General features: G+C 57.2%; 28 protein-coding genes. 22 read left to right on the top strand and 6 right to left on the bottom strand.

All coding sequences use genetic code 11. The annotated features are described in order from the left end of the window. Position 1 precedes the first annotated feature (1 nt). From O9H32_RS15215 to O9H32_RS15200, 4 genes are all read left to right on the top strand, one after another. Entirely contained in the window at positions 2-1213 is a 1212-nt protein-coding gene (locus tag O9H32_RS15215) for an MFS transporter (RefSeq protein WP_269866966.1), read from the top strand. A 179-nt stretch (positions 1214-1392) separates the two neighbouring features. Then, entirely contained in the window at positions 1393-1785 is a 393-nt protein-coding gene (locus O9H32_RS15210; protein ID WP_269866965.1) for a hypothetical protein, read from the top strand. A 251-nt stretch (positions 1786-2036) separates the two neighbouring features. After that, a complete protein-coding gene (locus O9H32_RS15205) occupies positions 2037-2429 on the top strand; it encodes a hypothetical protein (RefSeq protein WP_269866964.1) in 393 nt (130 codons plus the stop codon). A 113-nt stretch (positions 2430-2542) separates the two neighbouring features. Next, positions 2543-2770: a hypothetical protein gene (locus O9H32_RS15200; RefSeq protein WP_269866963.1), complete on the top strand. Its 228-nt coding sequence runs from the start codon at positions 2543-2545 to the stop codon at positions 2768-2770. An 83-nt stretch (positions 2771-2853) separates the two neighbouring features. Here O9H32_RS15200 and O9H32_RS15195 read toward each other — a convergent pair whose 3' ends face one another. Beyond that, positions 2854-3708 (bottom strand): DMT family transporter, encoded by an 855-nt coding sequence (locus tag O9H32_RS15195; RefSeq protein ID WP_269866962.1) that lies wholly within the window; start codon positions 3706-3708, stop codon positions 2854-2856. A gap of 139 nt (positions 3709-3847) precedes the next feature. Between O9H32_RS15195 and O9H32_RS15190 the strand changes: the two genes are divergently transcribed. The 5 genes from O9H32_RS15190 to O9H32_RS15170 all read left to right on the top strand — a co-directional run bounded on the left by O9H32_RS15190 (position 3848) and on the right by O9H32_RS15170 (position 7838). Next, entirely contained in the window at positions 3848-4306 is a 459-nt protein-coding gene (locus O9H32_RS15190) for a MarR family winged helix-turn-helix transcriptional regulator (protein WP_269866961.1), read from the top strand. 163 nt (positions 4307-4469) lie between these two features. Continuing rightward, on the top strand, positions 4470-5366 hold the full coding sequence (locus O9H32_RS15185; protein WP_269866960.1) for a phosphotransferase family protein: 897 nt from the start codon (positions 4470-4472) through the stop codon (positions 5364-5366). A gap of 58 nt (positions 5367-5424) precedes the next feature. Continuing rightward, positions 5425-5748 (top strand): hypothetical protein, encoded by a 324-nt coding sequence (locus O9H32_RS15180; protein ID WP_269866959.1) that lies wholly within the window; start codon positions 5425-5427, stop codon positions 5746-5748. A gap of 204 nt (positions 5749-5952) precedes the next feature. Then, on the top strand, positions 5953-6552 hold the full coding sequence (locus O9H32_RS15175) for a TetR/AcrR family transcriptional regulator (RefSeq protein WP_269866958.1): 600 nt from the start codon (positions 5953-5955) through the stop codon (positions 6550-6552). Between the two features lie 68 nt (positions 6553-6620). Beyond that, on the top strand, positions 6621-7838 hold the full coding sequence (locus tag O9H32_RS15170) for an MFS transporter (RefSeq protein ID WP_269866957.1): 1218 nt from the start codon (positions 6621-6623) through the stop codon (positions 7836-7838). A 154-nt stretch (positions 7839-7992) separates the two neighbouring features. Here the strand turns inward: O9H32_RS15170 and O9H32_RS15165 are convergent, their stop codons facing one another. Further along, entirely contained in the window at positions 7993-8571 is a 579-nt protein-coding gene (locus O9H32_RS15165; protein ID WP_269866956.1) for an MOSC domain-containing protein, read from the bottom strand. Between the two features lie 196 nt (positions 8572-8767). On the opposite strand from O9H32_RS15165, the gene O9H32_RS15160 reads away from it, so the two are divergent. Then, the gene (locus O9H32_RS15160) at positions 8768-9766 is read left to right on the top strand and encodes a glycosyltransferase family protein (RefSeq protein ID WP_269866955.1); all 999 of its coding nucleotides are present in this window, start codon (positions 8768-8770) and stop codon (positions 9764-9766) included. A gap of 94 nt (positions 9767-9860) precedes the next feature. Here O9H32_RS15160 and O9H32_RS15155 read toward each other — a convergent pair whose 3' ends face one another. After that, complete coding sequence (locus O9H32_RS15155; RefSeq protein WP_269866954.1) at positions 9861-10205, bottom strand: hypothetical protein; 345 nt, start codon at positions 10203-10205, stop codon at positions 9861-9863. 157 nt (positions 10206-10362) lie between these two features. Between O9H32_RS15155 and O9H32_RS15150 the strand changes: the two genes are divergently transcribed. The 6 genes from O9H32_RS15150 (at position 10363) to O9H32_RS15125 (ending at position 14125) form a co-directional block, all read left to right on the top strand. Next, positions 10363-11049 (top strand): glycosyltransferase family 2 protein, encoded by a 687-nt coding sequence (locus tag O9H32_RS15150; protein ID WP_269866953.1) that lies wholly within the window; start codon positions 10363-10365, stop codon positions 11047-11049. A gap of 149 nt (positions 11050-11198) precedes the next feature. Then, positions 11199-11588: a mechanosensitive ion channel domain-containing protein gene (locus O9H32_RS15145; protein ID WP_269866952.1), complete on the top strand. Its 390-nt coding sequence runs from the start codon at positions 11199-11201 to the stop codon at positions 11586-11588. A gap of 22 nt (positions 11589-11610) precedes the next feature. After that, positions 11611-11814: a hypothetical protein gene (locus tag O9H32_RS15140; RefSeq protein WP_269866951.1), complete on the top strand. Its 204-nt coding sequence runs from the start codon at positions 11611-11613 to the stop codon at positions 11812-11814. Positions 11815-11865: 51 nt separating this feature from the next. Beyond that, entirely contained in the window at positions 11866-12501 is a 636-nt protein-coding gene (locus O9H32_RS15135; protein ID WP_269866950.1) for a DUF1796 family putative cysteine peptidase, read from the top strand. A gap of 248 nt (positions 12502-12749) precedes the next feature. After that, entirely contained in the window at positions 12750-13949 is a 1200-nt protein-coding gene (locus O9H32_RS15130) for a DHH family phosphoesterase (protein ID WP_269866949.1), read from the top strand. A 14-nt stretch (positions 13950-13963) separates the two neighbouring features. Beyond that, positions 13964-14125: a hypothetical protein gene (locus O9H32_RS15125; protein WP_269866948.1), complete on the top strand. Its 162-nt coding sequence runs from the start codon at positions 13964-13966 to the stop codon at positions 14123-14125. A 174-nt stretch (positions 14126-14299) separates the two neighbouring features. On the opposite strand, the gene O9H32_RS15120 is transcribed toward O9H32_RS15125, so the two are convergent. Beyond that, positions 14300-14905, bottom strand: coding sequence for a TetR/AcrR family transcriptional regulator (locus O9H32_RS15120; protein WP_269866947.1), 606 nt, complete (start codon positions 14903-14905; stop codon positions 14300-14302). Between the two features lie 208 nt (positions 14906-15113). On the opposite strand from O9H32_RS15120, the gene O9H32_RS15115 reads away from it, so the two are divergent. After that, the gene (locus O9H32_RS15115) at positions 15114-16331 is read left to right on the top strand and encodes an MFS transporter (RefSeq protein WP_269866946.1); all 1218 of its coding nucleotides are present in this window, start codon (positions 15114-15116) and stop codon (positions 16329-16331) included. A gap of 162 nt (positions 16332-16493) precedes the next feature. Here O9H32_RS15115 and O9H32_RS15110 read toward each other — a convergent pair whose 3' ends face one another. Together O9H32_RS15110 and O9H32_RS15105 are read right to left on the bottom strand one after the other, a co-directional pair. Then, entirely contained in the window at positions 16494-17198 is a 705-nt protein-coding gene (locus O9H32_RS15110) for a response regulator (protein ID WP_319946937.1), read from the bottom strand. 44 nt (positions 17199-17242) lie between these two features. Then, entirely contained in the window at positions 17243-18862 is a 1620-nt protein-coding gene (locus O9H32_RS15105; RefSeq protein WP_269866944.1) for an ATP-binding protein, read from the bottom strand. A 269-nt stretch (positions 18863-19131) separates the two neighbouring features. Between O9H32_RS15105 and O9H32_RS15100 the strand changes: the two genes are divergently transcribed. The 5 genes from O9H32_RS15100 to O9H32_RS15080 all read left to right on the top strand — a co-directional run bounded on the left by O9H32_RS15100 (position 19132) and on the right by O9H32_RS15080 (position 25149). Further along, positions 19132-19371: a hypothetical protein gene (locus O9H32_RS15100; RefSeq protein ID WP_269866943.1), complete on the top strand. Its 240-nt coding sequence runs from the start codon at positions 19132-19134 to the stop codon at positions 19369-19371. Positions 19372-19373: 2 nt separating this feature from the next. Then, positions 19374-20681 (top strand): CitMHS family transporter, encoded by a 1308-nt coding sequence (locus tag O9H32_RS15095; protein ID WP_269867170.1) that lies wholly within the window; start codon positions 19374-19376, stop codon positions 20679-20681. A 144-nt stretch (positions 20682-20825) separates the two neighbouring features. Next, positions 20826-21869 carry a type I glyceraldehyde-3-phosphate dehydrogenase gene (gene gap / locus O9H32_RS15090; protein ID WP_269866942.1) on the top strand — a complete coding sequence of 348 codons (1044 nt, stop codon included), beginning with the start codon at positions 20826-20828 and terminating at the stop codon, positions 21867-21869. Continuing rightward, on the top strand, positions 21845-23419 hold the full coding sequence (gene pckA, locus O9H32_RS15085; RefSeq protein ID WP_269866941.1) for a phosphoenolpyruvate carboxykinase (ATP): 1575 nt from the start codon (positions 21845-21847) through the stop codon (positions 23417-23419). The genes gap and pckA overlap by 25 nt, the downstream gene beginning before the upstream one ends. A 560-nt stretch (positions 23420-23979) precedes the next feature. Then, complete coding sequence (locus tag O9H32_RS15080) at positions 23980-25149, top strand: alpha/beta hydrolase (protein ID WP_269866940.1); 1170 nt, start codon at positions 23980-23982, stop codon at positions 25147-25149. Positions 25150-25272: the final 123 nt, after the last annotated feature.

The following is a 25272-nucleotide window of genomic DNA, read 5'->3' as shown; positions in this document are numbered from 1 at the left end:
TATGGCAACTTTTTTTCTGGTTCTAATTTATATGGCTTTCATCTCTCTGGGGCTGCCCGACTCGGTGCTGGGCTCGGCTTGGCCGCTTATGCAGTCCGACTTCGGGGTGCCGCTCGGAACCGCGGGTTACATCGCGATGAGCATCGCGGCGGGAACGATCCTGTCGAGCTTGCTGAGCGGACCGGTCATCGGGCGGTTCGGCACCGGCCTCGTCACCATGGTCAGCTGCATGCTGACCGCGGCGGCTCTGCTCGGTTATGCCCATGCCCCTTCCGTGGCGTGGCTGTTTCTCTTCGCAGTGCCGCTGGGCCTCGGAGCCGGCGCTGTCGATGCGGGCCTGAACAGCTATGTGGCAGCCCATTACAAAGCCCATCACATGAGCTGGCTGCACTGCTTCTGGGGCGTCGGAGCCACCCTGGGTCCCATCATCCTGTCCTGGTATATCGACCATGACGCTTCCTGGAGGGACGGCTACAGTACGATTGCCGTGATCCAATGGATACTGGTGGCTGTTCTGCTCCTATCCCTGCCGTTGTGGAAACGGGCGGCCTCCTCACATGAGGCTGACCGCGCGGACCGCACGGAGGAGGGGGCGGAGCCGCTGCCCCTTGAAGGGACGGACTCGGAGAAGCCACCGGCGAAGCAGGGGATCCTCCTCGCGATGCTCTCATTCCTGTTCTACTGCGGGGTGGAAGCGTCTGTCGGCCTGTGGGGAAGCAGCTTCCTCGTCCATGTCAAGCAGTTGCCGGCGTCGACGGCGGCCGGATGGATTTCCTTGTACTATGCCGGGATCACGGTTGGCCGGCTCGTAACTGGGTTCGTGACCTTCCGGGTCAGCAGCCGGACACTCATCCGTGCCGGACAGTTGACCGCGCTGGCCGGAGCTCTGTTATTGCTGCTGCCGGTTCCACCGGTATGCTCGCTGATCGGATTGATCTTGGTAGGGCTCGGCTGTGCCCCAATCTTCCCGTGCATGCTTCACGAGACGCCGGCGCGTTTCGGCCGCAGGCATGCTCCCCGGATTATGGGATACCAGATCGCAGCGGCCTATACGGGCAGCACCGTGCTGCCTCCGCTGCTCGGGGCGCTCGCGGCTTCATTTACCATCGGGATATTTCCGGTCTTGGTCCTGCTGTACGCCCTCTTGATGCTGATCGCCTCCGAGCGGATTAATACGCTTTTGAAAGCCCGCTTGCAGGGGGGGCATCTCTAAGGGGTTGATAAAGATGGATTTAACCATAATTTAACACTAAAAGAAAATATAGTTTGATATTATATATCTGGATATAAATATCAGTTATGTAAATTAGGGGGGGTGTGGATAAGAGGGTTGTTTTACTGTTATTTTGATTTGTCACTGTTTTACATTATATATTTTTGGAGGGTAACAATATGATGAGAAAAATGGTAAAAACGTTGCTTGTCTCTTCCCTTTCCTTCTCTTTATTGATTGGCGGTACGGCGGCATCTGCATCTGAAGGGACATCTACTAGTGCGGTTAGCAGTGGACAGGCTGTGCAGCAAGACGACAGTACGACGATTAATTTGAGTGTTGGTCAACAGCACAAGCTGCCGCCGGTGGTTTTTTTGAATAATGGGAAGAAACTGGGGTTCTATTTTTACAAATACACAATAGGTCGCGAAAATGGGGTAATTTCCTTGAATGACGGTACGATCACCGCTCTAAAACCGGGTACTACCCATATAAACAGATACGCAAAAGCAAGAGAGGCCATTTTTGCTCCCTATAGATTTGACACAGAGATCATTATAAATGTCAATTAATTAAATTAATGCACTGGGTAACACGAAGGGTTTCGCAGTCGCCGTTCAAACTTTCGTGTACTTTATCAGATTAAACTACAGCGCATCCTAGTGCTTTTGAGACGCTGGATATGCTGCTTCCGTGGCCAGAAATACTCCCGCTTACTGCCGAGTAGTAAAACAACAACCATTGCTGCAATATTCAATAGCTCTCATCTTGTAGACAAGGTGGGAGCTATTTGACGCTTACAGACAACTAAGGAGGTGTCCAAGTGATTAGCATTCATGATAATGAGATCACATCTTATAAGGTGGATCTAAAAAATCACAAAATAACCTTCCATACGCTATCCCCCACTAACCACCAAGAAGTCGAAGTGTTATTTGTGGAAGTGCTAGCTCATCAATTCGAGGCGCCCTTAGAGGGAAGCATTATCTTTGGCATTCAAGAATATGAGTTGGACCGGTTTATTGATGGAAACAGGAATCTACTGGAGAAACAAAAAAAGTATTGTTGGCCGATGTACTATGACAACATGAATGATCTAAGTAGTTTTCTTAAAAAAGAAAACTATTTATACTACGTGATCCAATCTTCATACGGATTAAATGGTTGGGTAGTAGCTAAGTTGCTTGAAATTCGTAGAACTGAATCCAGTGAATAAATCAGGTATTGACCTGGAGTCGACTCCATCCTCTAGAATAAAAATAATCAGAGCAGGGAGGGGGCACCCACGCACAGGCCAGCACGATCAATGAAGCGGCAGCATTCGGCGAGGTGATCCTGCTGGCCGTGCTGCCCGATGATGTGGAGCACGTACTTGCTAAGGCTTTCTTATACGGGGATGACCCCGCAGCGGTAGCAACCGTTACCCAGTTGATATCCGAGATTGGTCTTGATCCAGTAGATGTCGGCGCCCCGGACGGAATGGCCAAGGTGGAGACGGCGATTGGGACGATGTGGAGTGTACTCGCTCCCCAATTCGGACGGGAATACAGCCCTTAGGAGCTGATCCCTTTGTACCTCGTCCAAAGCCTGGCGAACTTCACCAGTTAGCACATATAGCCATAGCTGGAAGAACTAATAAATCATCCCAATGAAACCATCGTAATACCGGCGAATGTCAACGTGACCCCTATCCATTGGTTCCACAATGGCCGCTCCTTGCCCAGTAGGACTCCCCATACCAGCGTAACGATGGCGAACAAGGATGCCGCCGTTATTACGATGGAGGTTTGTTCATACCCTAACCCCAAGTTGTAACTGACAATAGCGAAGGAATCGAGCCCTCCGACGATAAGCAGATTGCCCCAGTGCCCCCGCTTGGGTCGTGATAGTTTCCATTTTCCCAACAGCGAGAGAAGCGGGAGGAGAACTATCGCTTGCAGCCGTCCAACCCAGACTGTAGCGATCCCGCCCAAGTCCTCAACCGGATTACGCAGTCCAAAAAAGGCAGTCCCAAGAAACAGGGCCGCCAATATCGCCCATAATGATCCCTCCGCAGCTTTGGCATTAGGGGATTGCTTGTTTCCGGAACGAGGCATGGTTAGGGTCGCGCCGATAACACCTAAGATCGTGAGCGCAATGCCGGTAAGCGTAAGCCAATTTACATGGTCCCCGAACGCTATCGAAAGCGATACCGTGACCACAGAGAAGCTCGACGTAATGGGAGCGACGATGGACGCTTGGCCAGCGAGCAGCCCCTTGTATAGCAGCAGGATTCCTACGAGATCAACGAGCATCCATAATCCGGCCGCAGTGACGCCGGATAGCGACCGCAATACGTACCATTCGCCGGATACGGCCATAACGACACACAGGAGCATAAATCCGACAAGCTGCATGTAAAACAGTGTGGTATATGCTCCTATTCTCTTGCTGGAATTCGCCGCAAAAAAATCAGCGGTACCAAACAATAAAGCTGAAAGAAGACCCCACAGCATAGCACCCCTCCTCCAACCAACGTATTTGCGTATACAAATATTGCGTGAGCAAATAGTATCATCATTTATTTGCATAGTCAAATACTTTCATTTAAGATTTAAGCATAATGCAATTTAGGGTGTGGAGGATCGGTATCATATGAAGAAACTAAGCGAAGATCAGTTAGCGGCTTGGCGGGCATTTGTAAACGCGCATTCGACCATCATCGGACGTATAGAGAAAGATCTGTCTGCTCACAGTCAGGTACCGCTAACGTGGTACGATGTTCTGGTCGCTCTATATCAAGCGCCTAATAAAAAACTGAGGATGAGTGAACTGGCTGAGAAGGTCGTACTGACTCCAAGCGGATTGACCCGCGTGGTCGAGCGGCTGGAAAAAGAGGGGCTTGTTCAACGCGAACGAACGCAGGAGGATCGGCGAGGCTCTTATGCGGTAATTACTAGAGAGGGCAAGCGGGCATTTTTGCAAGCTTGGCCAACTTATGAACAGGGGATATATGCTTATTTCATAAGTATGCTGGATGAAGAGGAGTGCCGGGTACTCGAGAAGGGGCTGGCAAGAATATATAAGGCGAAGGCGAATGTTCCGCCTACCTAGGCAACTGCTTCGTTAACTTATACGCAGTCGCGGCGCTTATTTTCGTCTCATGTAGACGGGATCCAGCCGCTGTTCGCACGCCTCTGCGTTTCTCCATAGTGGGAGGATAACGCAGCAAAATGTTGAATTCTCTGGAAGGAGTAAAATCACATAGAGGTGAGATATGAAACAATGGGAAGGCAAGGTAACGGGAGATCCCCTGGATGACTCATTGGAGGGGATTGAATGGCTTGAAACAACTCCAATTTTGAACAACCTGATTGCTTCAGGGGCTGAACTGACGCTTAGCCCGCTTTCGCCGGGGCTTGAGGCGGATGTGGTTAAGATCACGCAAGGTGAGAGGCATTTTGTGCTGAAGGTGTGGAACAAACGCTCAAAACCCGATGTCCTGCGCCAGTATCGCCTTTTGGAAGTTCTTTATCGTCAGGGAATCCGCGTATCGGAGCCGATCGGCTATGGGCGAACCGAAACGGGGGACGGCGTGCTGCTGACCCGCTATCACGGCACTACAGTAACGAAGGTGAATCCGGGCATTTTTAAGAAAATCGCCGCTGCTTTAGCCGACATTCACCGGTTGCCCCCAGATGGATTGGAGAGCGTGCTGGCTAGGTATGATTTTGTCGGGTATTTTTTCCCGGGGATCGAGGCGTATCCGGCGATGAAGGAGGAACTGATCCGTCTCGTCACTATCGCGGATATGAGAATGGACCGGATTATTCACGGCGATTTCAATGTAGGCAACATTCTAGAGGAGAATGGACAATACACGGTGATCGACTGGACGAACGGGCAGCTGGGGGATCCCAGGTATGATCTGTCATGGGCTCTTTTGCTTCTGCGTATCTATCTGAGCGAGAGCAAAAGCCTTACGTTTTTGTACAAATACCAAGAGGAAATGCCCGTAGCGACGGAGGAACTGGAGATCTTTGAAGCGCTTGCCTGCCTGCGGTGGCTGCTGCTCGACCGAATCGCTGGAGTGCCCAAAGGCCCGGATACGATGAAGAAGGTAAGAAAAATCGTCAGGGACAATCGATTTGTAAATGAGAGTGTGCTGCTGTAAGGGCAGCTTCCGTAGAAATGAGGAAATGGCTATGTCTCTTCTCCCATTGAGAATACCGATGGGTTATGCCGTTTGTTATAACAAGTTTTCAGACGTTGAACCCATACAGGATGAAGATGGCTATATACAGAACTGGGAGTATTTCACGGAAGATATTCTGCAAATTGTGCAGATGCGAATTCTAGATGGAGAATGGGGCTTACCTAGGGAAGGGAAAATAATTATTGATCTAGGTTGGTATCCAGACGGACAACCAGACGGCCAGTATAAGTTAGTTCAAGTGGATGAACACTGGCAGGTCATTCGGGAAACCGAATCAAAAGACAGATTTTTGATAAAAAATACCCTAGAAGAATGGTTGGAGAATCTACTTTTTACATAGCTTTTTATTTTGTCTCGCTCCAAAAGTCCCCATGAACGATCGGAGAACGTTAGCACTACAACCGGTAGCAGTTGCCCGCCAAGGTGACTGCTCTTTTTTAGGGTTTGCAAAGTCCCCATTCGTCGCTTATAATACTGAATGAAAGTTCAGTATTATTTTTTTTGACTTCCAGAAACCGTCATCCAGAAAAGTGGTGAAGCAGACGTGAACAAAAAGAAACAGCAAACCGAGCAAACGAAGAAGAAAATCGCTGATGCAGCAAGAGCTTTGTTTGCTCAAAAAGGGTATAAAGCAACATCCATAGAGGAGATCGTAAAAGCGACAGGCTGCAGCGCAGGTAACATTTATTATCATTTCAAGAACAAGGAAGGGCTTTTTTTATTTTTACTTGAAGAGTGGAACGCGGAATGGGGCAAGACATGGGTGGCCAAAGAAACGCTGTATCCCACTACGATTGATAAATTATATGGCCTGGCCGAACATTTAGCGCTCGACCAGCTCAATCATCCGCTAACCAAGGCTTCAGATGAATTTTTCAACAACTCCGAAAAAGCTCCAGAAGTGGAGGAACGGATTAATGAAATGGTCAAAGGATATCTGGCCTTCAATCAGCAAATGCTGCAAAAGGGGATCGATAACCATGAATTCGAAAACATCAATGTTACCGGACTCGCCATTATTTTGGACAGTCTGTTCCTTGGATTAAACCAACACAGCCTGAGGATGGGACGAGAGGAAGCGCTGGCGACATATCGTTTGGCTATGGATGTGTTTTTGCATGGCATTGCCAAACCAACTCGCTAGCCCTTTTTTTGCCCCTATCCTGAATAAAAGTTCAGTATTTTATGAGTATGAGTATGGAGGAATAAAGAATGGCCTTATTATCGAAAAATCGGGGAGCTTTACTGATTCTCATGTTTAATGTGTTTCTGGTGTTCTCGGGGATTGGCCTTGTTGTCCCCATTTTGCCTAAGTTCATGGAGAGTCTGGGCATTACCGGGGGGATTGTCGGCCTGTTGGTTGCTGCTTTTTCAGTCACTCAGCTTCTTTTCTCGCCGATGGCCGGCCGGTTGGCCGATTCCTTCGGCAGAAAAAGGCTGATTGTCATCGGCATGATCGTGTTCGCCATCACTGAAGGACTGTTTGGGCTAGCGGGTTCACCTGTCCTGCTGTTTGTTTCGAGGATGCTCGGCGGCATTAGTGCTGCGATGATTATGCCGGCCATTATGGCCTATGCGGCTGATATCACGACACCAGAAGAACGCGCAGCGGGGATGGGGTACATTACAGCAGCCATTACCACAGGATTTATTATAGGACCTGGCATTGGCGGTTATATCGCTGAATTTGGAATCCGCGTACCCTTCTACGCGGCGGGGGCTGCGGGGATGATCGCTGCATGCGTCACATTGTTGATGCTCCGGGAATCGCTCCCTTCCAAAGAAGCTGCAGCAGATACTCCGCCAGGCCCCGGCGCAGTCCAACAGAGGGGTGGACTTCTATCGCAATTGAGGTACGCGTACAGAGAGCCCTATTTTTTAAGCTTGATTATCGTGTTTGTCATGTCGTTCGGACTGGCTAACTTTGAAACGGTGTTTGGACTGTTCGTGGATCAAAAGTTTGGGTTCGAGCCCAAAGATATCGCCTTTATTATTACGTTCGGGTCGATTGCCGGTGCAGTGGTTCAGGTCACGGCCTTCAGCTGGATATTGAACCGTTTAGGTGAGAAGCTCGTCATATCGCTTTGCCTTTTCTTTGCTGGTCTTTTTATATTGCTGACGCTTTTCGTTCACAAGTTCTGGATGATTTTTGCCGTTACCTTTATCGTGTTCCTGGCTATCGATATCTTACGACCGGCCATCAGTACACAAATGTCAATGGTGGCTAAGGATCAGCAAGGCTATGTTGCTGGCTTGAACTCCGCCTTCACGAGTCTCGGTAATGTTGCTGGGCCCATTGCGGCCGGTTTTTTATTCGACCTGGATATCAATTACCCGTATACGCTGGCGTGCCTGGTATTGTTTGTTTGTTTCTTCTTATCGCTTAAAGGCAAAAAACGCAGCCTGCAGGACGCCCATGCGGCTTCCTGATGAGCGGGGCTGTTAATCTTCAAGCGTTATCCTAGCCGCGAACGGAAGCTGGGTCGGGTCACGGGAACGAATGATACAGCGAAGACCGCCCACAAGATCGGGGCAATTCTTGCCAAAACTGCCGGCCGGGCATGCGTCCCACCTGCCAAGTACGCTAGACCCTCTCCAAGGGCCGGTGCGGCTGAGGCGGAAGCTCGGCGCGGATCGGATCGCCGGGACGGACTTCGCCGCCCGCAAGCACAATGCCCATGATGCCGGCTTTCCTGACCAGGCTGCCGTCAGGCTTCTCCTCGAGCAGCCGGTTCTTCAGGCCGGGCTGGAAGCGGTCGAGCTGGGGGCAGGGGTTGCGCAGGCCCGTCACTTCGACCACAGCCTGGGACCCGATATGCAGCAGCGTGCCTGCCGGCAGACCGAGCAGATCGATGCCGCGTGTCGTGACGTTCTCGCCCATCTGGCCGGCCTCCACCGGGAATCCGGCAGCCCGCAGCTCGTCGTGGAGCTCGGCATGAATCAGGTGCACCTGCCGCAGGTTCGGCTGCGCAGGGTCTTGGGCGACCCGCGAGCGGTGCTTGACTGTGACCCCTTGGTGCGCGTCCCCTTCGACGCCAAGGCCTGCCACGAGCCGGATCCGGTCCTCGTTCGCCTTGCTGAACGTATGTCCTTCGCTTCGGCTGACCGCTGTAACGGTGCCGCCGTCCACCTGTTGATCCCGCTCCTGACGGGAGTTGCTCATCGTATCCCCCCATACCTCTCGATTCTCCGTTCAACAGGGGAAAGGGAGGTTTTTTTGGTATTTCCTTCCTAAGGGTATCATCCCGGATTCGTTGCATGCAAGCACCCATTTTTGCCCGGGACCGGGCGCTCACAGCTACCCGGCGCAGCAGGTCCGCATACACTGAAAGGGTTATGGACAAAGGAGTGATGCGTCAGTGGCTGTTGTGATCTACCCCAAGACCCTCAGCTGGAGTTATATGAAACAGCGGCCGCAGCAGCTCATGACCCATCTGGGCAAGCTCGGGCACAAGGTGTACTTCGAGAACCCGGCCCCGATCGAAGAGCAGTTCACGGAAGTGGAGCCGAACGTCTATCTCTTCACGGATGCGCAGCGGTTCATCGGCCGGGAGCTTCCGCGCCTCAGGGGGAGCGAGCGGGTCGTGGTATGGACGACATGGGCCAAGCAGCGCACACGGATCCCGCTGTTTCGGCCGGACGGGGTCATCTACGACTGCTGCGACGAGTTCCCCCAGTGGGCTAGGTACGAGGCACCGATGGTGGGCTATGCGAACCACGTGGTCTGCTCGGCCGAAGTCATCCGGCAGCGGCTGGAGCTCGCTTACCCGGAGAAGGGAATCACGCTGATCCGCAATGCGGCCGACGAGCGGTTCCTGGAGCGGGAGCCGCTGCCCCGGCCCGCGGATCTTCCTCATGGCCCGGTGGTCGGCTACATCGGCGCCTGGGCTTACTGGGTCGACCATCCGCTGGTGATGACGATGGCGCGCTGGTTCCCGCAGGTGCAGTTCGTCTCCATCGGAGCCGCGTACGGAGAAGTGCCGACCTACGAGGAGTACCCCAACGTGCATGTGCTGGGCGAGAGACCGCACGAAGCGCTGCAGGCGTACCTGCAGCATTTTGATGCGGCCCTCATCCCGTTCCGCTACCATCCCATCACGCTGGCGACGAACCCGGTGAAGGCCTACGAATATCTCGCGTCGGGGGTAAGGGTGCTGTCAACCGCACTCCCCGAGTGCGTGGCGATGCACCCGCACGTCGTCACGGCCACGACCCACGAGGATTTCGGCTGGAAGCTCGGCAAGCTGCTCAGCGAAGCGGATTCCGAGGAGGCTAGGGAACAGCGGGCTGCCTATGCTTACCGCAACCGCTGGGAAGTACGGGCGCGCCAGGCGGACGCCCTGATCCGCTCGATATGAACGGCGCCGGAGAGGATACGCTGCCTGCGGTGTTCGATACGGGCGTCTGGAGGCGGGCGGAACGGCTTGCATCTCTGCGTCCGGACGTCCGGGCTTATGTGCAGGAGCTAGGGCACATGCTTGGCGGGACAGACAGCCCCTGGGTGCTCTGGTCTCCGGCACCGGCCGTCTGGTCGCAGCGCGCCCCCGCAGCGCTGGCGTCCTTCCTCCGCACCGTATCCGCCTCTGCCGGCTGGATCGCCGCTTCCGGCGAGCCCGCCCGCCCGCAGGGCGCCCGCGGCCAGCAGCCGCCGCCGGGAACGCAGCACCCCGCCGCGCCGCTGCTGTGGCGCCGCGACCTGCTGCGCCGGCTGCTGCAGGACTGGCGCCCGGGGCTGCCGGCCGCCGCTGCACTCGACGCCGACCTGCTCGCGCAGGGGCCGCCGACGGCTGGCCTCACCGTGCCGCCCGCGCCGCTCGGCCTGCGCTGCGTACGGCCCGGCTGCCGGCGCGCCGCCGAGGCCCGGGCGCTGCTGCAGGCCGGCCTCGCGCCCCCGGCCGCGCCGCTCTCGGCGCCCCCGGCCGCGCCGCTCTCGGCGCCCCCGGCTGCGCCGCTCGTGAGCGTCGCGATCAGCGTCCGCGACGAGGCGGCGCGCCTGCCGTGGGCGGTACGCTCGGTGCTGGCGCAGACGCTGCCGGCCTGGGAGCTGCTGCTGGCCGACGACGGCTCGACCGACGGCACGCTGGAGGCGGCCGCCCCTTGGACGGCAGACCCGCGTATCCGCTGCGTACGGCACACGGCCAGCGCGGGCAAGGCCGCCCGCCTGCGGGAGCTGCTCCCGGCCTGCCGCGGGCGCTATCTGCTCGAGCTCGACGCGGACGACTGGCTCGCACCGCAGGCGCTGGCCGTGCTCGTGTCCGCGATGGAACGCTGCCCCGGGGCCGGTATGGCCGGGGGACGCTTCCACGTATGGTTCGAGCCCAAGCGGGGCGAACTGCAGTACCGGGGCGAGCAGCAGGCGGTGTTCAGGGCGTCGGCCGACTCCGCTTCTCCGCTGATCCCCCGGATGTACCGGACGGCGCTCTTGCGCGAGTGCGGCGGATGGCCGGTGCTGCCCGCGCATTGGGACCGTCTCTTCGAAGACATCGCCGTCTGCTCGCGGATACTGTCAAGGTTCCCGGCGGCGGCGGTTGTGCAGGCTGTCTATCACCGGAGGGTGCATGCGGACAGCATCAGCCAGATGAATCATACGCAGTACCGGGAATGGTTCCGGGTCTGGAAGGGGCAGGGGACAGGGGAGTAAGGCTTTCCGGCGGTAAGAGCCCTTTTGTGGCACGGTGCCCGCACCCTGTTCTATGAATCTTTCATACAATAAGGGGTACCACTTATTTCCAGTGGGAGAAAGGAGTTTTGCCCATCATGTGTCTCTTTGGCTGGAAATGTAATAAGGAATTGGAGAGAAGAGTGCGCCGGCTGGAGGTCGAATTCGCGGCGTTCCGCGATCTCGCGGCAGGCGAAATCCGCCGTCTGGAGCGCGAACAAAAAGCGCTGAAGGATGAACTGATCCTCTTGCGGGGGGATGTTCAGGATCTGGAAGACCAATGGCTCACCGTGACGGGCGAGGTAGCCTCCATCCGCGAGCAGCTCGCGAGCGGGCTGTTCCCTCAGCCGGAGCTGAAAGCATATCTGGAGTCGAAGCTCGGCGAGACCGTTACCGTGAAGCTGCCGGATGCGTCGCTGGAGGGAGTGGTGATTGCCGTCGGCAGCGATGCCCTGCAGATCCGCGAGGGGTCCGGCGAGCTTGTGACCATCCCCTTGAGCCAGATTGCGGCTGTCGTCTAAGGACAGGAAAGGAGAGGGCTTCATGAAGTTCAAACAAATGCTGTCTTCGTTCATCGGCAGCGAGGTGGAAGTGATGATCCCGGGCGAGCTGTTCACCGGGGAGCTATTGTCGGTTTCGGCAACCCAGCTTACGCTCAAGATCGCTCCTGTCATCTACGGCCCCCCGGAGGACCGTGCCGTCATTGCGTTCCGTTCCATTGAATTCGTCCGCGTGCTGTCGGCCTGAGCCGGCGCCTCTATCGCTTAACCCGGATTCCATGAGAGAGGAGGTAGACCGATGCCCTGGAGTACGGCGTCCCGAAGTTATGGAGCGATCATCTCCCTTGGAGCGAATTGCCAGACGGCATACCAGCTCAGGCGGTTGAAGCTTCGGAAGGCATCCTATCCGTTCGATTGGTTTTATTTCTCGAATACCGCCGAGGTCATCCGGGTGCTGCAGACGGATTTTGCCCATTTTATGCTCAGGGAGAATTTGGAGCCGCGCCAGCCGAGCCGGGTGACGACGCTGGTGCGTGACCGGTTCACCACGTGCTGGTCCTATCACGATTTTCCGCTGCCGACGAAGCCGGATCAGGATCCGCTGTACGGGTACCCCGAATTCCGGCAGAAGCTGGACAGGCGGATCGCCCGGTTCTACGAGACGGTCCGCAGCGGGCAGCGGATCTTGTTCATACGCAATCATGTGAAAGCGGAGGAGGCGGCACCTCTCAAAGAAGCGCTGGATGCATTGACGGCGCCGCGCCGCTGCTCCCTGCTCCTTGTGAATTACCATGAGGAATCCCAAGGCATGAAGGAAGAAGGCTGGGGGCTTGGTGGAGTTCATACGGTACGGATCGCCAAGGGAACCCAGTGGTACGGTGATTCAAAAGAATGGGACGAACTTCTGAGGAACGTGCGGTTGATCAGAGGCTGATGGATGCAGGCTCGCTGTGCCTGCATCCCGTTCCACGCTTCCCTTTATAGAAGGCTTAGGAGGGATGCCGGTCAGGCATCCTTTTCTATTGCCTCCCCAAGGGTATCTCCACGGGCCGCTCCGCGCGCCTCTATGCTCGCCTAGCCGGCTTCGGACTCCGGCGGACGTCTGGCGCATAATTCCACCCCCCCGAGGGAATTTTATCCTCGTAATCCTAACATCCATCAAGGGGAGGGGCCTTCTGGACGATGTACTATCTGTATACCCATAACGATCTGGACGGGGTGGGCTGCGGCATCCTGGCCAGGTGCGCGTTCGGAGACAAGGTGGAGATCCGCTACAACTCCATCGGCGGGTTGAACGGGCAGGTCGAGCGTTTCTTGGAACGGGCGAAGAAGAAGAAGCACCTGTTCATTACTGATCTTGCCGTCAACGAGGCTAATGAACGGGGGATCGAGGAATTCGTGAAGAGCGGAGGCAAGGTAAAGCTGATCGATCACCACCAAACCTCGCTGCATTTGAACCGGTATTCGTGGGGACAGGTGGAGGTGGCGTATGACGACGGAAGGCTCGCTTCGGCTACTTCGCTGTTCTACGATTACCTGCTGAAGGGCCGGCTGCTGAAGTCGGAGCCGGGCATCGAACAGTTCGTCGAGCTGGTCCGCCTGTACGATACATGGGAGTGGGACCGTGCGGGGAACATGGAGGCGAAGCGGCTCAGCGACCTGTTCTCGATGCTGTCCCTGGAGGAGTTCGAGGAACGGATGCTGGAGAGGCTGAAGGGCCGGGAGCCGTTCGCCTTCAGCACGGTCGAGCTGGAGATGCTCGCGGTGGAGGAAGAGCGGATCGAACGGTACGTGCGGCGCAAGAAGCGGGAGACGGTCCAGACGTTCATCGGCGGCTATTGTGTCGGCATCGTGCATGCGGACTCTTACCACTCGGAGCTCGGCAATGAGCTCGGGAAGGAGTACCCGCACCTGGACTACATAGCGATTCTGAACATCGGGGGCAAAAAGGCCAGCTTCCGCACGATCCACGACGACATCGACGTGTCCGCCGTTGCGGGTCATTACGGGGGAGGCGGACATGCCAAGGCATCGGGCTGTCCGATGACCGAGGAAGTGTACCGGCTGTATGTAGCGGAGGCCTTCCCGAAGGAACCGCTGCGCTCGGACGCCTACAAGACGGGGTACAATGTCAAAAACTCCTCCTTCGGCACTTTGTACGAGAACGGCAAAGAGCAGATGATGTTCCTGTTCGCTTCGGACGACGAATGGATTGTGGATGTGGACGGGGAGGAGATCAGCCGCAGCTTCCCCTCCTTCGAAGAGGCCGAACGGTACGTGAAGCGGCAGTACGGCGCCTGGCTGGTACGCGATGAGGTGTATATCGCTTATCTCATGGAGCATATGAGCCACCGCAAATCGCAGGCGCTCGTGCTCATGTAAGGAGTGAAAGGAGAATGATGATGAACAGGGAGCAGCCCAAGGATACGGAGGGCGGGACGGACGGGGAAAGCTGGCGTGAGATCGGCCGGCAGATCGAGGAGGCGGAATCGATCACGGCCGTCCCCGGAGAGTCTGCAATCGATGCGGCGGACGCGATGGATGCGGAGCAGGGGTGAGGCGTGCATCGGCCGCTGCCTCTGGCGGGGGAACCGAAAGGATGCAGCAGCGGAGCGTACACTCCAGAGAGCCGGCAGGGGATGCGGCTCTCTTTATTTATTTGCTGATCATGTGCCGGGTACGCGGGGCCGGAGAGGCCGTCACGGGCAGGCACGCATGCATGCATGCGGAATCTACTCCCTCACGAAAAAATGAAGCAGGGCCCTCCACGATTCGGGCCCGTTGTCGCAGATTTGGAAGCCCTGCGTCTTCGAGATCATCTTCGCATGGACGATGGTCATGAAGTAGAAGGCGAGCTCGCGCGGGCTGCCTCCCGCGAATTGGCCTGCCGCTTGTCCCTCGGCGAAGATGGCGGCGAGCAGATCGAGATTCTCGCTCATCTTCTTCCGCACCGAGACCTTGATCTCTTCACAGATCGTATCGGAGGAGAGGAACTGGTCGACGAACATCTGGAAGAACATCGCTTCGTCCCAAGTATGGCTGCTGAACGTATCGAGCAGCCGTTCGATCTTGGCCCTCGGGCTGAGCGGGAGGGAAGCGATCCAGGAGAGCAGGTTCTCCAGTTCATTCAGGTTCATATCAAGAAGGGAGAGATAGATCTCCTCTTTGGAGCGAAAATAATTGTACACGAGGCCATGGCTCATCCCGGCCTTCTTGGCGATATCGGAAATTTTGGTGGAGGCGAGCCCTTGTTTGGCGAACAGTTCAACGGCGGCGGACAGAATCTGGCTGCACCGTTCCTTGCGGAGCTCCTGATCTTTGGCTGTGTTTCTTGGCATACGGCCCACCTCCTGCGCGGTTGTTCACCGGATCGCTCTTATGATAGAGCGGTCCCGCGGCGCTGTCAAGAAGGAGAGGAAGGTCACAGATTGACTTGAAGTCAATCTGTGATATACTACCGTAAGAGAGAAACCGCTGGCCTTTACCGGATACAGATACTGGACCCCCGATATCGGACCAGAAGAGAGAAGAGGAGAATGCACCGTCATGTCGGAATTGCAAAATAAGAAATCCCCGCTCATCGTTCTGATGATCAACATGTTCATCGCGATGCTGGGCATCGGACTCATCATTCCGGTACTCCCGGAATTCCTGAAGCACTTTGGGGCGGGCGGCCAGACCGCCGGATACCTCGTAGCCGCCTTCGGCTTAACCCAGTTCATCTTCTCGCCGATCAGCGGCGAGTGGTCGGATAAGTACGGACGCCGCAAGCTGATCATCCTGGGCCTCGCGATGTTCACCCTGTCCAATCTCATCTTCGCTGCGGCGGAGCAGATCTGGATGCTCTATATCTCCCGATTCGTCGGAGGCATTGGCGCGGCAGCAATGATCCCATCTATGATGGCTTATGTCGCGGACATTACGGACGAGAAGAACCGGGGCAAAGGCATGGGCATGCTCGGCGCGGCGATGTCGCTCGGTTTCGTGATCGGGCCCGGCATCGGCGGTTTCCTGGCCGAATTCGGCTTCCGCACGCCGTTCTATGTCTCGGCCGCCGTCGGCCTGGTCGCGATGCTGCTCTCGGTGATCATGCTGCCGGAGACCTTGTCCGCAGCGCAGCGCCAAGCCGCCCGCAGCAATACGGCGAAGCGAGAGAGCATCTTCAAGCAGCTCGGCCGCTCGTTCCGTGCGCCCTACTTCGTACTGCTCCTGCTGATCTTCTCGCTGACGTTCGGACTCGCGAATTTCGAAGCGATCTTCCCGCTGTTCGTCGACCAGAAGTACGGCTTCACGGCACGAGACATATCGATCCTCATCACGGTCGGCGCGCTGATCGGTACCGTGATCCAAGCGCTGTTCATCAACAAGCTGCTGCTGAAGTTCGGGGAGAAGAAGCTCATCAATCTGACCTTCCTGTTCTCGGCGGTCGCGCTGGTGCTTATGCTGCTCTCGGGTAATTTCTCTTACGTGCTCGTGGTGACGCTGTTCTTCTTCACCTTCACCTCCATCCTGCGGCCGGCGATCAATACGCTGCTGTCCAAGATGGCCGGTGAGGAGCAGGGCTTCGTTGCGGGCATGAACAACGCGTACATGAGCCTCGGCAACATCTTCGGGCCTGCCGTTGCCGGCATTCTGTTCGAAGTTCATGTCAACATTCCTTATCTCCTTGGGGCGGTAGTATTGCTTGTCAGCCTGTCCATCTCCCTGTCCTGGGGCCGCCGTACAAGCGCAGCAGGCCAGGTGAGCCGCCAGGGCGGCATGTAAGCAGGCACCGCCCGGCAACAAGAAGGACCTCCATTCCCGGCAGGGAGCGGAGGTCCTTCTTTGGTTGTCCCTGCGGACCGGACCGGGGCGTAGAACTTCCGCCGGCTCCTTGCGGGCAGCCCAGCGCCTTGCTGTGAGGGAAGGGGCGCGTTGAATCCCATTCTATACCGGGCACCACGAATATTTGCGTTCCGGCCGGCCGACCGTACCGTAGAGGATATCGACCCGCACTTCGCTGACGGATACGAGATATTCTAGATACCTCCTGACGGTGGAATGGCTCATACCCGCTGCGGCGGCGAATTCGTCGGCGCCTACCGGGCCTTGGAGCGAGCGGATTGTGTCCCGGACGAGCTTCAAGGTCAGCTTGTCGATGCCCTTCGGGAGCAGGAGAGGATCGCCTGCGGCGGCACCGGCAGCCCCGGAAGAGCTGGGAGATCCGTTAGATCCGGCTGGACGGAAGAGACGGTCCACTTCCTGCTGATCCATCGTCTGGCTTCTGCCGAGCCGGGCGCGCACCGCGGCGTACTGCTCCAGCGTAGCGGTGAACTTGTCGAGCTGAATCGGCTTGATGATATAGCCGAAGGCTCCACCGTGGATCGCCTCGCTGACGGTCTGTGTATCGTTGGCGGCCGTGATGAGAATAAAGTCGGTCTTATGTCCGTGCTGCCTCGCGTGCCTCAGCAGCTCGATCCCGTTCATATCGGGCAGGAATACATCGAGCAGAATAAGCTCGGGGGTGCATACTTCCATGAGGTCCAAGGCCTGCCGGCCGGTGGAGGCTGTGGCGATCATCTGGAAGCAGCCGAGCTTGGCTGCGAACTGCTCGTAGATCCGGGCAGCGACGGGATCGTCTTCGACGATCATGACGGGAATGGATGGATCCGTTAATGGCTTATCGGACAAGGGGTTCACCTCTCTAGATGGGGTCCGGCCGGCACAGGCTTGGGCACGGTGACCGTGAACCTCGCGCCGCCGAGTTCGCTGCGGTCCGCATAGATCTGGCCGTGCATGGCGTGCAGCGCATGCTTCACGATCGCAAGGCCAAGGCCCCGGTTCCCGCCGGGTTTGGTAGAGTAGCCGCTCACGAATACGGCGGCTTCCTGACCCGGGGGGATGCCCGGCCCGTTGTCTTCGATATCGAACACAAGGTCGTGGCCGAGGTCGGTGAACGACAGGCGGACATGGGCCGCGGTGCCCCGGTGCTCCCGCGCGGCTTCCATGGCGTTGTCGAGCAGATTGCCGAGCACCGTGACGAGGGACTGGCTGTTCAGCCCTTCGGGCACGCCGGCCAGTTGGCTGTCCGGATCGATCTCCAGCTGCACCTTGAGCTCCTTGGCGCGGTTCGACTTGCCGAGCAGGCAGGCTGCGACAAGCGGGTCCCGGACGGAGCCCACCAGGAAGGCGATGACATCCTGCCGGTCGCTGACTTCGCCGGAGATCATCTCCGCGGCTTGGTCGATATGGCCGAGAGCCAGCAGACCGGAGATCGTGTTCAAGGTGTTGAGGTATTCGTGATTCTGCGCACGCATGTTATCCGAGAACGCGCGGATCTTCGAGAATTCATCGGTAAGCCGCTCGATCTCGATTTCGGTATGGAAGGTGAAGACGGCTCCCTCGGCGCGCTCTTCATTCAGAATCGGCTCCGCATGCAGGGCGTATACCTCGCTGTCGAGGAACACCCGGTGGTCGCTGTAGCCCCGCCTCGACTCGGCCACCTCACGCAGGGCCTGGAGCAGGGGCAGATGCGTCAGCCTGCTTCCTGCGGCGAGGCCGTGTACCTGCAGGAGCTCGCGCGCGCGGCGGTTCATCGTGACGACGGTGCCTTGCCCGTTCACCGCCACGATCGCATCCCGGATGGCTTCGATCGTCGCTTCCTTCTCCTTGAACATGAAGGCGATCTCTCCTGGCTCGAGGCCGAAGATCAGCTTCTTGACCCGGCGTGCGGTGAGATAGGCGCCGAGCATGCCGACGGCGAGCAGTCCGGCGCTGAGCCCGGCGATGGTGCGTTCGTAGCCCCGCACCAGGGTGCGGATATCGCCGGAGAGAAAGCCGGCCGATACAATCCCGATGACCTCCCCCCGTTCATTCAGGACGGGGGTCTTGCCGCGCAGCGAAGGGCCGCTTGCGCCGACGGCCTCGGAGATAATGGAGCCGCCGGCGAGCACCGGTGCGTTGTCGCCGCCCTGCATCTCCCGGCCGATCAGCTCCGGATTCGTGTGCGAGTAGCGGATGCCTTCGCGCGAACCGACCACGACGTAGCTTGCGCCGGTTTCCCGGCGGATGCGCTCGGCGACCGGCTGGATGACGGCCGAAGGATCCGCATCGCCGTAGGCGTTCACGATACGCTCGTCCATAGCCGTCAATCGGGCCACATTCAGTGCATTCTGTCCGATATAATGCGTCACCGCCCCGTCGATCATGAAGGCGAACAGGGTGCCGGCCAGCGCCATGCTCGCGAAGACGACGAAGGAGATGAGCAGAACGATTTGCGTCAGCAGACGCAGCCGGGGTTTGGGTAAGGCGAACATCGGGTCCTCCCTCAGGTGCTTTATGGCTAAGTTTTAAGATTTTAATCGGTTTCCTCCCATTGTAGCAGAAAGGTTGTATCCGCCTCCATATAGGGGAGGGGAGCGGGCCGTGAAATTTATGAAAAAAATGAACTTCATGAAACTTATTCAACTTAAGCGCGAAAACTGTTCCGCCGCACGGTGAGCCACTATACTACGGGTAAGAACCAAAGTAATGCGCTTTCATGGAAGGGTTTCCATCGGCGCGGCTCTTCAGGAGGAGGATTGGAATGACAGCAATCAAGTCAATTCGTGAGGTCACCCTTGTAAATTTCGTAAGCGGTAACAACGTGCCATCTGCCTGTCCTTTGTGCTACGACAGCACAGCAGGAGGGGGCCAAAGAGGGCGCCTGTGCGGCACCTGTCTCGATCTTCTCGAGTTCGGGTATGCTTCGTTCCCATCGTATCCGCTCGCTCGGCCGGAAGACGAGGATGCGGCCGTGTCCCCATCCGCGGAAGGGAAGTGCTGACCATGCTCGCCCTGCTCGGATTCGGAATGATTACCGTCTTCATGTACCTGATCATGACCAAGCGGATCTCGCCGCTGACAGCGCTTATCCTCGTGCCGGCCGCCTTCGCGCTCATCGGCGGGTTCCATGCGGAGCTCGGGTCCATGATGCTCACCGGCGTCAAGACGATTGCCCCCACGGGCGTGATGCTGCTCTTCGGCATTCTCTATTTTGGCGTCATGATCGATGCGGGGCTCTTCGACCCCCTGGTGAACAAGACCCTGCAGCTGGTGAAGGGCGACCCGGTCAAAATCGTCGTCGGCACGGCGCTGCTCTCCCTGTTCGTCTCCTTGGACGGAGACGGATCGACCACGTACATGATCGTTGCGGCGTCGATGCTGCCCCTGTACCAGCGGCTCGGCATGAATCCGCTGATCCTCGCTGCGGTGACGATGCTCGGCAGCGGCGTCATGAACATTACGCCCTGGGGCGGCCCGACGGCCAGGGTCATGAGTGCGCTGCACCTGGACGCTTCCGAAGTGTTCACCCCCTTGATCCCGGGCATGGTCGCCGGCGGGGTGTGGGTGGTATTCGCCGCCTATCTGCTCGGACGCCGGGAGCGCAAGCGGCTCGGGCTCGAAGGGGCAATGCGCCATCCGGAACAGGAAGCGGCCATCGCGGGCCTTGCCGCATCGGAAGAAGTGCTGGAATATAAGCGTCCGAATCGGCTCTGGTTCAACTTCCTGCTGACAGCCGCACTGATGGCGGGACTCATTCTGAATGTGGTGCCGCTCTCGATTCTCTTCATGTTAGCGCTTGCGGTTGCCCTGATCGTCAACTACCCGAAGCTTCAGGACCAGAAGGAACGGCTCGAGGCCCATGCCGGCAATGCGCTTGCCGTCGCGGGCATGGTCTTCGCCGCCGGCATCTTCACGGGCATCCTGAGCGGTACCCAGATGGTCGACGCGATGGCACAGACGATGGTCTCGTTGATCCCGGATGCCTTGGGGCCGCACCTTCCGGTGATCGCCGCGCTGGCTTCGATGCCGTTCACTTTCTTTATGAGCAATGATGCCTACTATTTCGGTATTCTGCCTATTATTACGGAAGCTGCCGCAGCTTACGGCATCTCGCCGGCGGAGATGGCCCGTGCCTCGCTGCTCGGCCAGCCGGTTCATCTGCTCAGTCCGCTCGTGCCCTCCACCTACCTGCTGGTTGGACTGGCAGGTGTCGACTTCGGCGACCACCAGCGGTTCACGCTGAAATGGGCGGTGGGAACGACCCTGGTGATGCTTGCAGCAGCCCTGCTGCTTGGAGTCATTGTGTTCTAAATGGCTGTTAGTAAGGAATAAGGGCGTACAATTAATGAACAAAAAGCAAACATTGAATTAAATAGTACACATTAATTAATAAATAGTATACAATAAATGACGTGGAAGCATTTATTAAAAGTGTACTATTGGAGGCGATCGAGGGTGAAGGTAACCAAGGGCATCGGGATCAGCGGGATGGGGAGGATTGGACGGCTGCTCGTCCGCAAGCTGTTCTCCGGGGACGAATCGGGACTTGTATTGAAGGCTATCAACTGTGTATACCCGGCCGAAACGGTGGCGCACCTGCTCAAATACGATACGGTGCACGGACGGTGGGATGCGGAAGTCGGTGTGGAAGACGGACGGCTGGTGATTAACGGCCGCACGGTACGGATCGTCGGCGAGCGGGATCCCGAGAAGCTGCCCTGGCGTGAGCTGGGGGTTGAGCTGGTATTGGATGCCACAGGCAAGTTCAACCACCGGGAAGGCGCCGGGAAGCATCTGGCCGCAGGGGCTTCAGGAGTGATCTTGACGGCTCCCGGCAAAGATGTGGACCTGACGGTGGTGATGGGCGTCAACGACGGCCGCTATGAACCGGACCGTCACCGCATTCTCTCGGCGGCTTCCTGCACGACGAACTGCCTGGCGCCTGTGCTGCATATCCTCGACAGCGCTTTCGGCGTCGTCAGCGGCTGGATGACCACTGTCCACTCCTTCACCTCCGATCAGAACCATCTCGATAATCCGCACAAGGATCTGCGGCGTGCCCGGGCCTGCACCCAGTCGATCGTGCCGACGTCCACCGGGGTCGGCAAAGCCCTCGGGGATGTGCTGCCTCACCTGGCGCCGCACATCCAGGGCCTCTCCCTGCGGGTGCCGACGCAAGACGTATCGCTCGTGGATCTGACAGCCAAGGTGAAGCGGAAGGCGGATGCCGCCGAGGTGCGGCGCGTGTTCCGCGAAGCGGCGGAGGGCGCATTCTCCCGCTACGTGGACTATACGGAGGAGCCGCTCGTGTCCGTGGATTTTGTCGGCAGCTCGAAGTCGGCGGTGATCGACGGTCTCTCCATTGCGGTTCTGGACGACAGTATCAAAGTGCTCGCCTGGTACGACAACGAGTGGGCTTATGCGTGCCGTGTCGTGGAATTGGCGGAGCTTACAGCAGAAAGGAAGATGCAGCCATGGCAAAACGCAGTATTGATCTAACCACCTCGGAGCTTATACATCAAGGGCTCGGCACCGGAGAGTTAATCGAGGAGGCGCTCCGCCGCAAGGAGGGGATGCTGACCTCCACCGGAGCGCTTCGCGTGGATACGGGCGCTTATACGGGGCGCTCCCCGAAGGACAAATATATCGTGAACGAGCCTGCCGTGCAGGAGCATATCGACTGGGGGAACGTGAACCGCCCCTTGGAGCCGGAGCGATTCGAGCGGCTCTACCTCCGGGCGCTGCAGTATGCCGGCGAGCGCGAGACCTACGTCTTCGACGGCTATGCCGGGGCCGATCCGGCCTACCGGCTGCGGATTCGGGTGCGGACCGAGTACGCCTGGCACAACCTGTTCGCCAGGCAGCTGTTCATCCGGCCGGCGGCAGGCGAGGCGGCGGAGGAGACGGCCCCCGACTTCACCGTGCTGGCCCTGCCGGGCCTGCGGGCGGACCCCGAACGGGACGGTACGCGGTCCGAGACCTTCATCGTCATCTCCTTCGAGAAGCGGATCGTGCTCATCGGCGGGACGGAATATGCCGGTGAGATGAAGAAGTCGATCTTCAGCGTGCTGAATTATCTCCTCCCGCTGCAGGGCGTGCTGCCGATGCACTGCTCCGCCAGCGTGGGCGAGGAGGGGGAGACCGCGCTCTTCTACGGGCTGTCCGGCACCGGGAAGACGACGCTCTCGGCGGACCCTTCCCGCCGTCTCCTCGGAGACGATGAGCACGGCTGGTCGGACCGCGGCGTGTTCAACTTCGAGGGCGGCTGCTACGCCAAGTGTATCGGCCTCAGCGAAGCGAAGGAGCCGCAGATCTGGCAGGCGATCCGTCACGGCGCCGTACTGGAGAACGTGGCGGTGAACCCGTTCACCCGCGAGGCGGATTATGCCAGCGGCGTGCTGACGGAGAACACGCGGGCCGCTTATCCGCTCGATCATATCCCGGGCGCGGTGGAGGAAGGCATAGCGGGTCATCCGGGGGTCGTGATCTTCCTCACCGCCGACGCCTCCGGCGTGCTGCCGCCCATCGCCAAGCTGACGAAGGAGCAGGCGATGTATCACTTCCTCTCCGGCTACACCTCGAAGCTTGCGGGCACGGAACGCGGCGTAACCGAGCCGGAAGCCGTGTTCTCCGCCTGCTTCGGAGCGCCGTTCCTGCCGCTGAAGCCCGAGGTGTATGCGCAGATGCTCGGCAGCCGGATCGACCGGCACGGCGTCCGCGTGTACCTGGTCAACACCGGCTGGACGGGCGGCCCTTACGGGACGGGCAGCCGGATGAAGCTGGCGCATACGCGGGCGATGGTCGCAGCCGCGCTGGACGGCAGCATCGAGGAGGCGGTCTACACGGCCGATCCCGTGTTCGGCCTGCAGTGCCCGGACCGCGTAGCCGGCGTCCCGGCCGACGTGCTGCAGCCGCGCCGCACCTGGGAGGACGGCGGCGCCTACGATGCGAAGGCGGCGGAGCTCGCCGCCGCGTTCCACCGTAACTTCGCCAAGTTCGGCGAAGTCAGCGAAGACATCCGTTCGGCCGGACCGATTGCCGGCAGGTAATACTGCGGCTGAATGGCCGGAAGTGAATCGCACCGCTGTGCCCTGTGCAGGTAATCTGACTGCAGGGCACAGCGGTTTTTTTTGCTTCAATAAGAATGGCGCGGAGCGGGGCATCATTGCCCTTGGAGCGTCTCATGAACCCCATTCCGACAGCGATCATAACGAAAGAACAGGAATCGGACCTTGTGACCGAATTCATAGGTTAGACATCGTTTTAGATGAAGATGACTCGGATGGGCCATCCTCAATGGGTTATCTCCCCGATATAGTTAAAAGTGGAAATCAATACTTTGATTGAAAAGGGTGGGGGGATAACTTGACAAGAAGCCGTTTCGTAAGAGCGATATCTGGTTTAGCGATCATGAGTGCTCTGGTTGCCTGCAGTCAATACTTGCAGTCGGTGCTCCATTCTTCATTTATTGATTAAGGAAACGGGGAGTTAAGGAGTAACTAATAGCCGGAGTGAGTCAAGGGAGGGCTTCCCTTTCGCTGAGGCTGCAGATATATTAATATTGTTATAATGAAAGCGTTTGAATTTGAAAAGAAGGAGATGTGCAGGGATGTATAGCGAGATTAGAGAAGGTGATTTTTGTTGCAATAGAGAGGGGTTGACGATTCGGGGAAAAGAATTTCTACCGAAGGGAGATCGTCTTCCGGCCATTATTGTCAGTCATGGATTTGGTGGAAATTCAAAGGAGGTAGCAGACTATTGCATGGCATTGGCATCATGGGGCTATGCAGCGTATGGTTTTGATTTCTGTGGTGGCAGTGCTGATGGGGAAGGAAGAAGTGATGGAGAAACAATAGACATGACGGTGCTGACGGAATGTGAGGACTTGAAGGCAGTCATGGATTATGTCAAGGGTTTGTCTTATGTAGATGCAAGCAGAATGACACTTATGGGCTTCAGTCAGGGGGGATTGGTATCGGCACTTGCAGCAGCACAACGCGAAGGTGAAGTGGAATCGTTAATTCTCATTTACCCCGCGCTCTGTATACCGGATGATGCACGCAGAGGCGCATTAGCAAATTCTTCGTATGATGTCCATGATGTTCCGGAGGTTATTGATTGCGGGTGGATGAGAATCAGTAAGAAGTTCCATGAAGCCGTGGTAGATATGAATCCTTTTGAGGAAATCATCCCTTACAAAGGACCCGTGCTGCTGTTGCACGGCACAGCAGATCCATTGGTACATTACAATTACTCCATTAAGGCCAAAGAATCTTATGCCCCTGATCAATGCCGCTTGCAGCTGATCAAAGATGCCGGACATGCCTTTACGGAAAAACAAACGGCTAGTGCCATCGTATCCATACACCAATTTTTACTTGGCAAAAAAGAAGTGTTAACCATCCATGTTGAGATTACCGGTAGTGAGGTGCGTAAGGAAGAAGGTGCCCAAAGACAGACTGCCGTTCTCTTTACAGGAAACGGTGAAAGCCCGTTCTTCAAAGGCCATATCTTACCTGGAGCCGAAGATGTTCAGGATCATGTTGAGGGTACATTAGTTAAAATGCGGGCACATTATACGCTAGAGGGTACTGACTATAAGGGTGAGAAGTGCCATATCCATATTGTTAACCAGAGTGTAAATGGGGAATGGAAGCCGGCTGTGAATACCAATAGCAAGGCACTTGCTTTTCTTAATGATCCTGATGCAGATTTGACTGCAGTGTTGGAAGAATACCCGGGTGGACTTACCGTACGTATTTTTTCAGCAATGTGGTGAGTAGTTTTACGCTTCCTGTCCGCTTGCGTGCAACATTCATTCCTCCACACCGCCGCTCATTCACCAGGGGCGGCTTTTCTTTGCCAAGCTAACTCGAGTATGAAACCAGCGGCAGCCCATAGA

Origin of the sequence: Paenibacillus caseinilyticus, from assembly GCF_027533645.1 — a bacterium.
In the GTDB taxonomy this organism is placed as follows: Bacteria; Bacillota; Bacilli; order Paenibacillales; family NBRC-103111; genus Paenibacillus_G; species Paenibacillus_G caseinilyticus.
The sequence above is the reverse complement of the archived record's forward strand: the minus strand, read 5'-3'. Positions and strand labels throughout refer to the sequence as shown.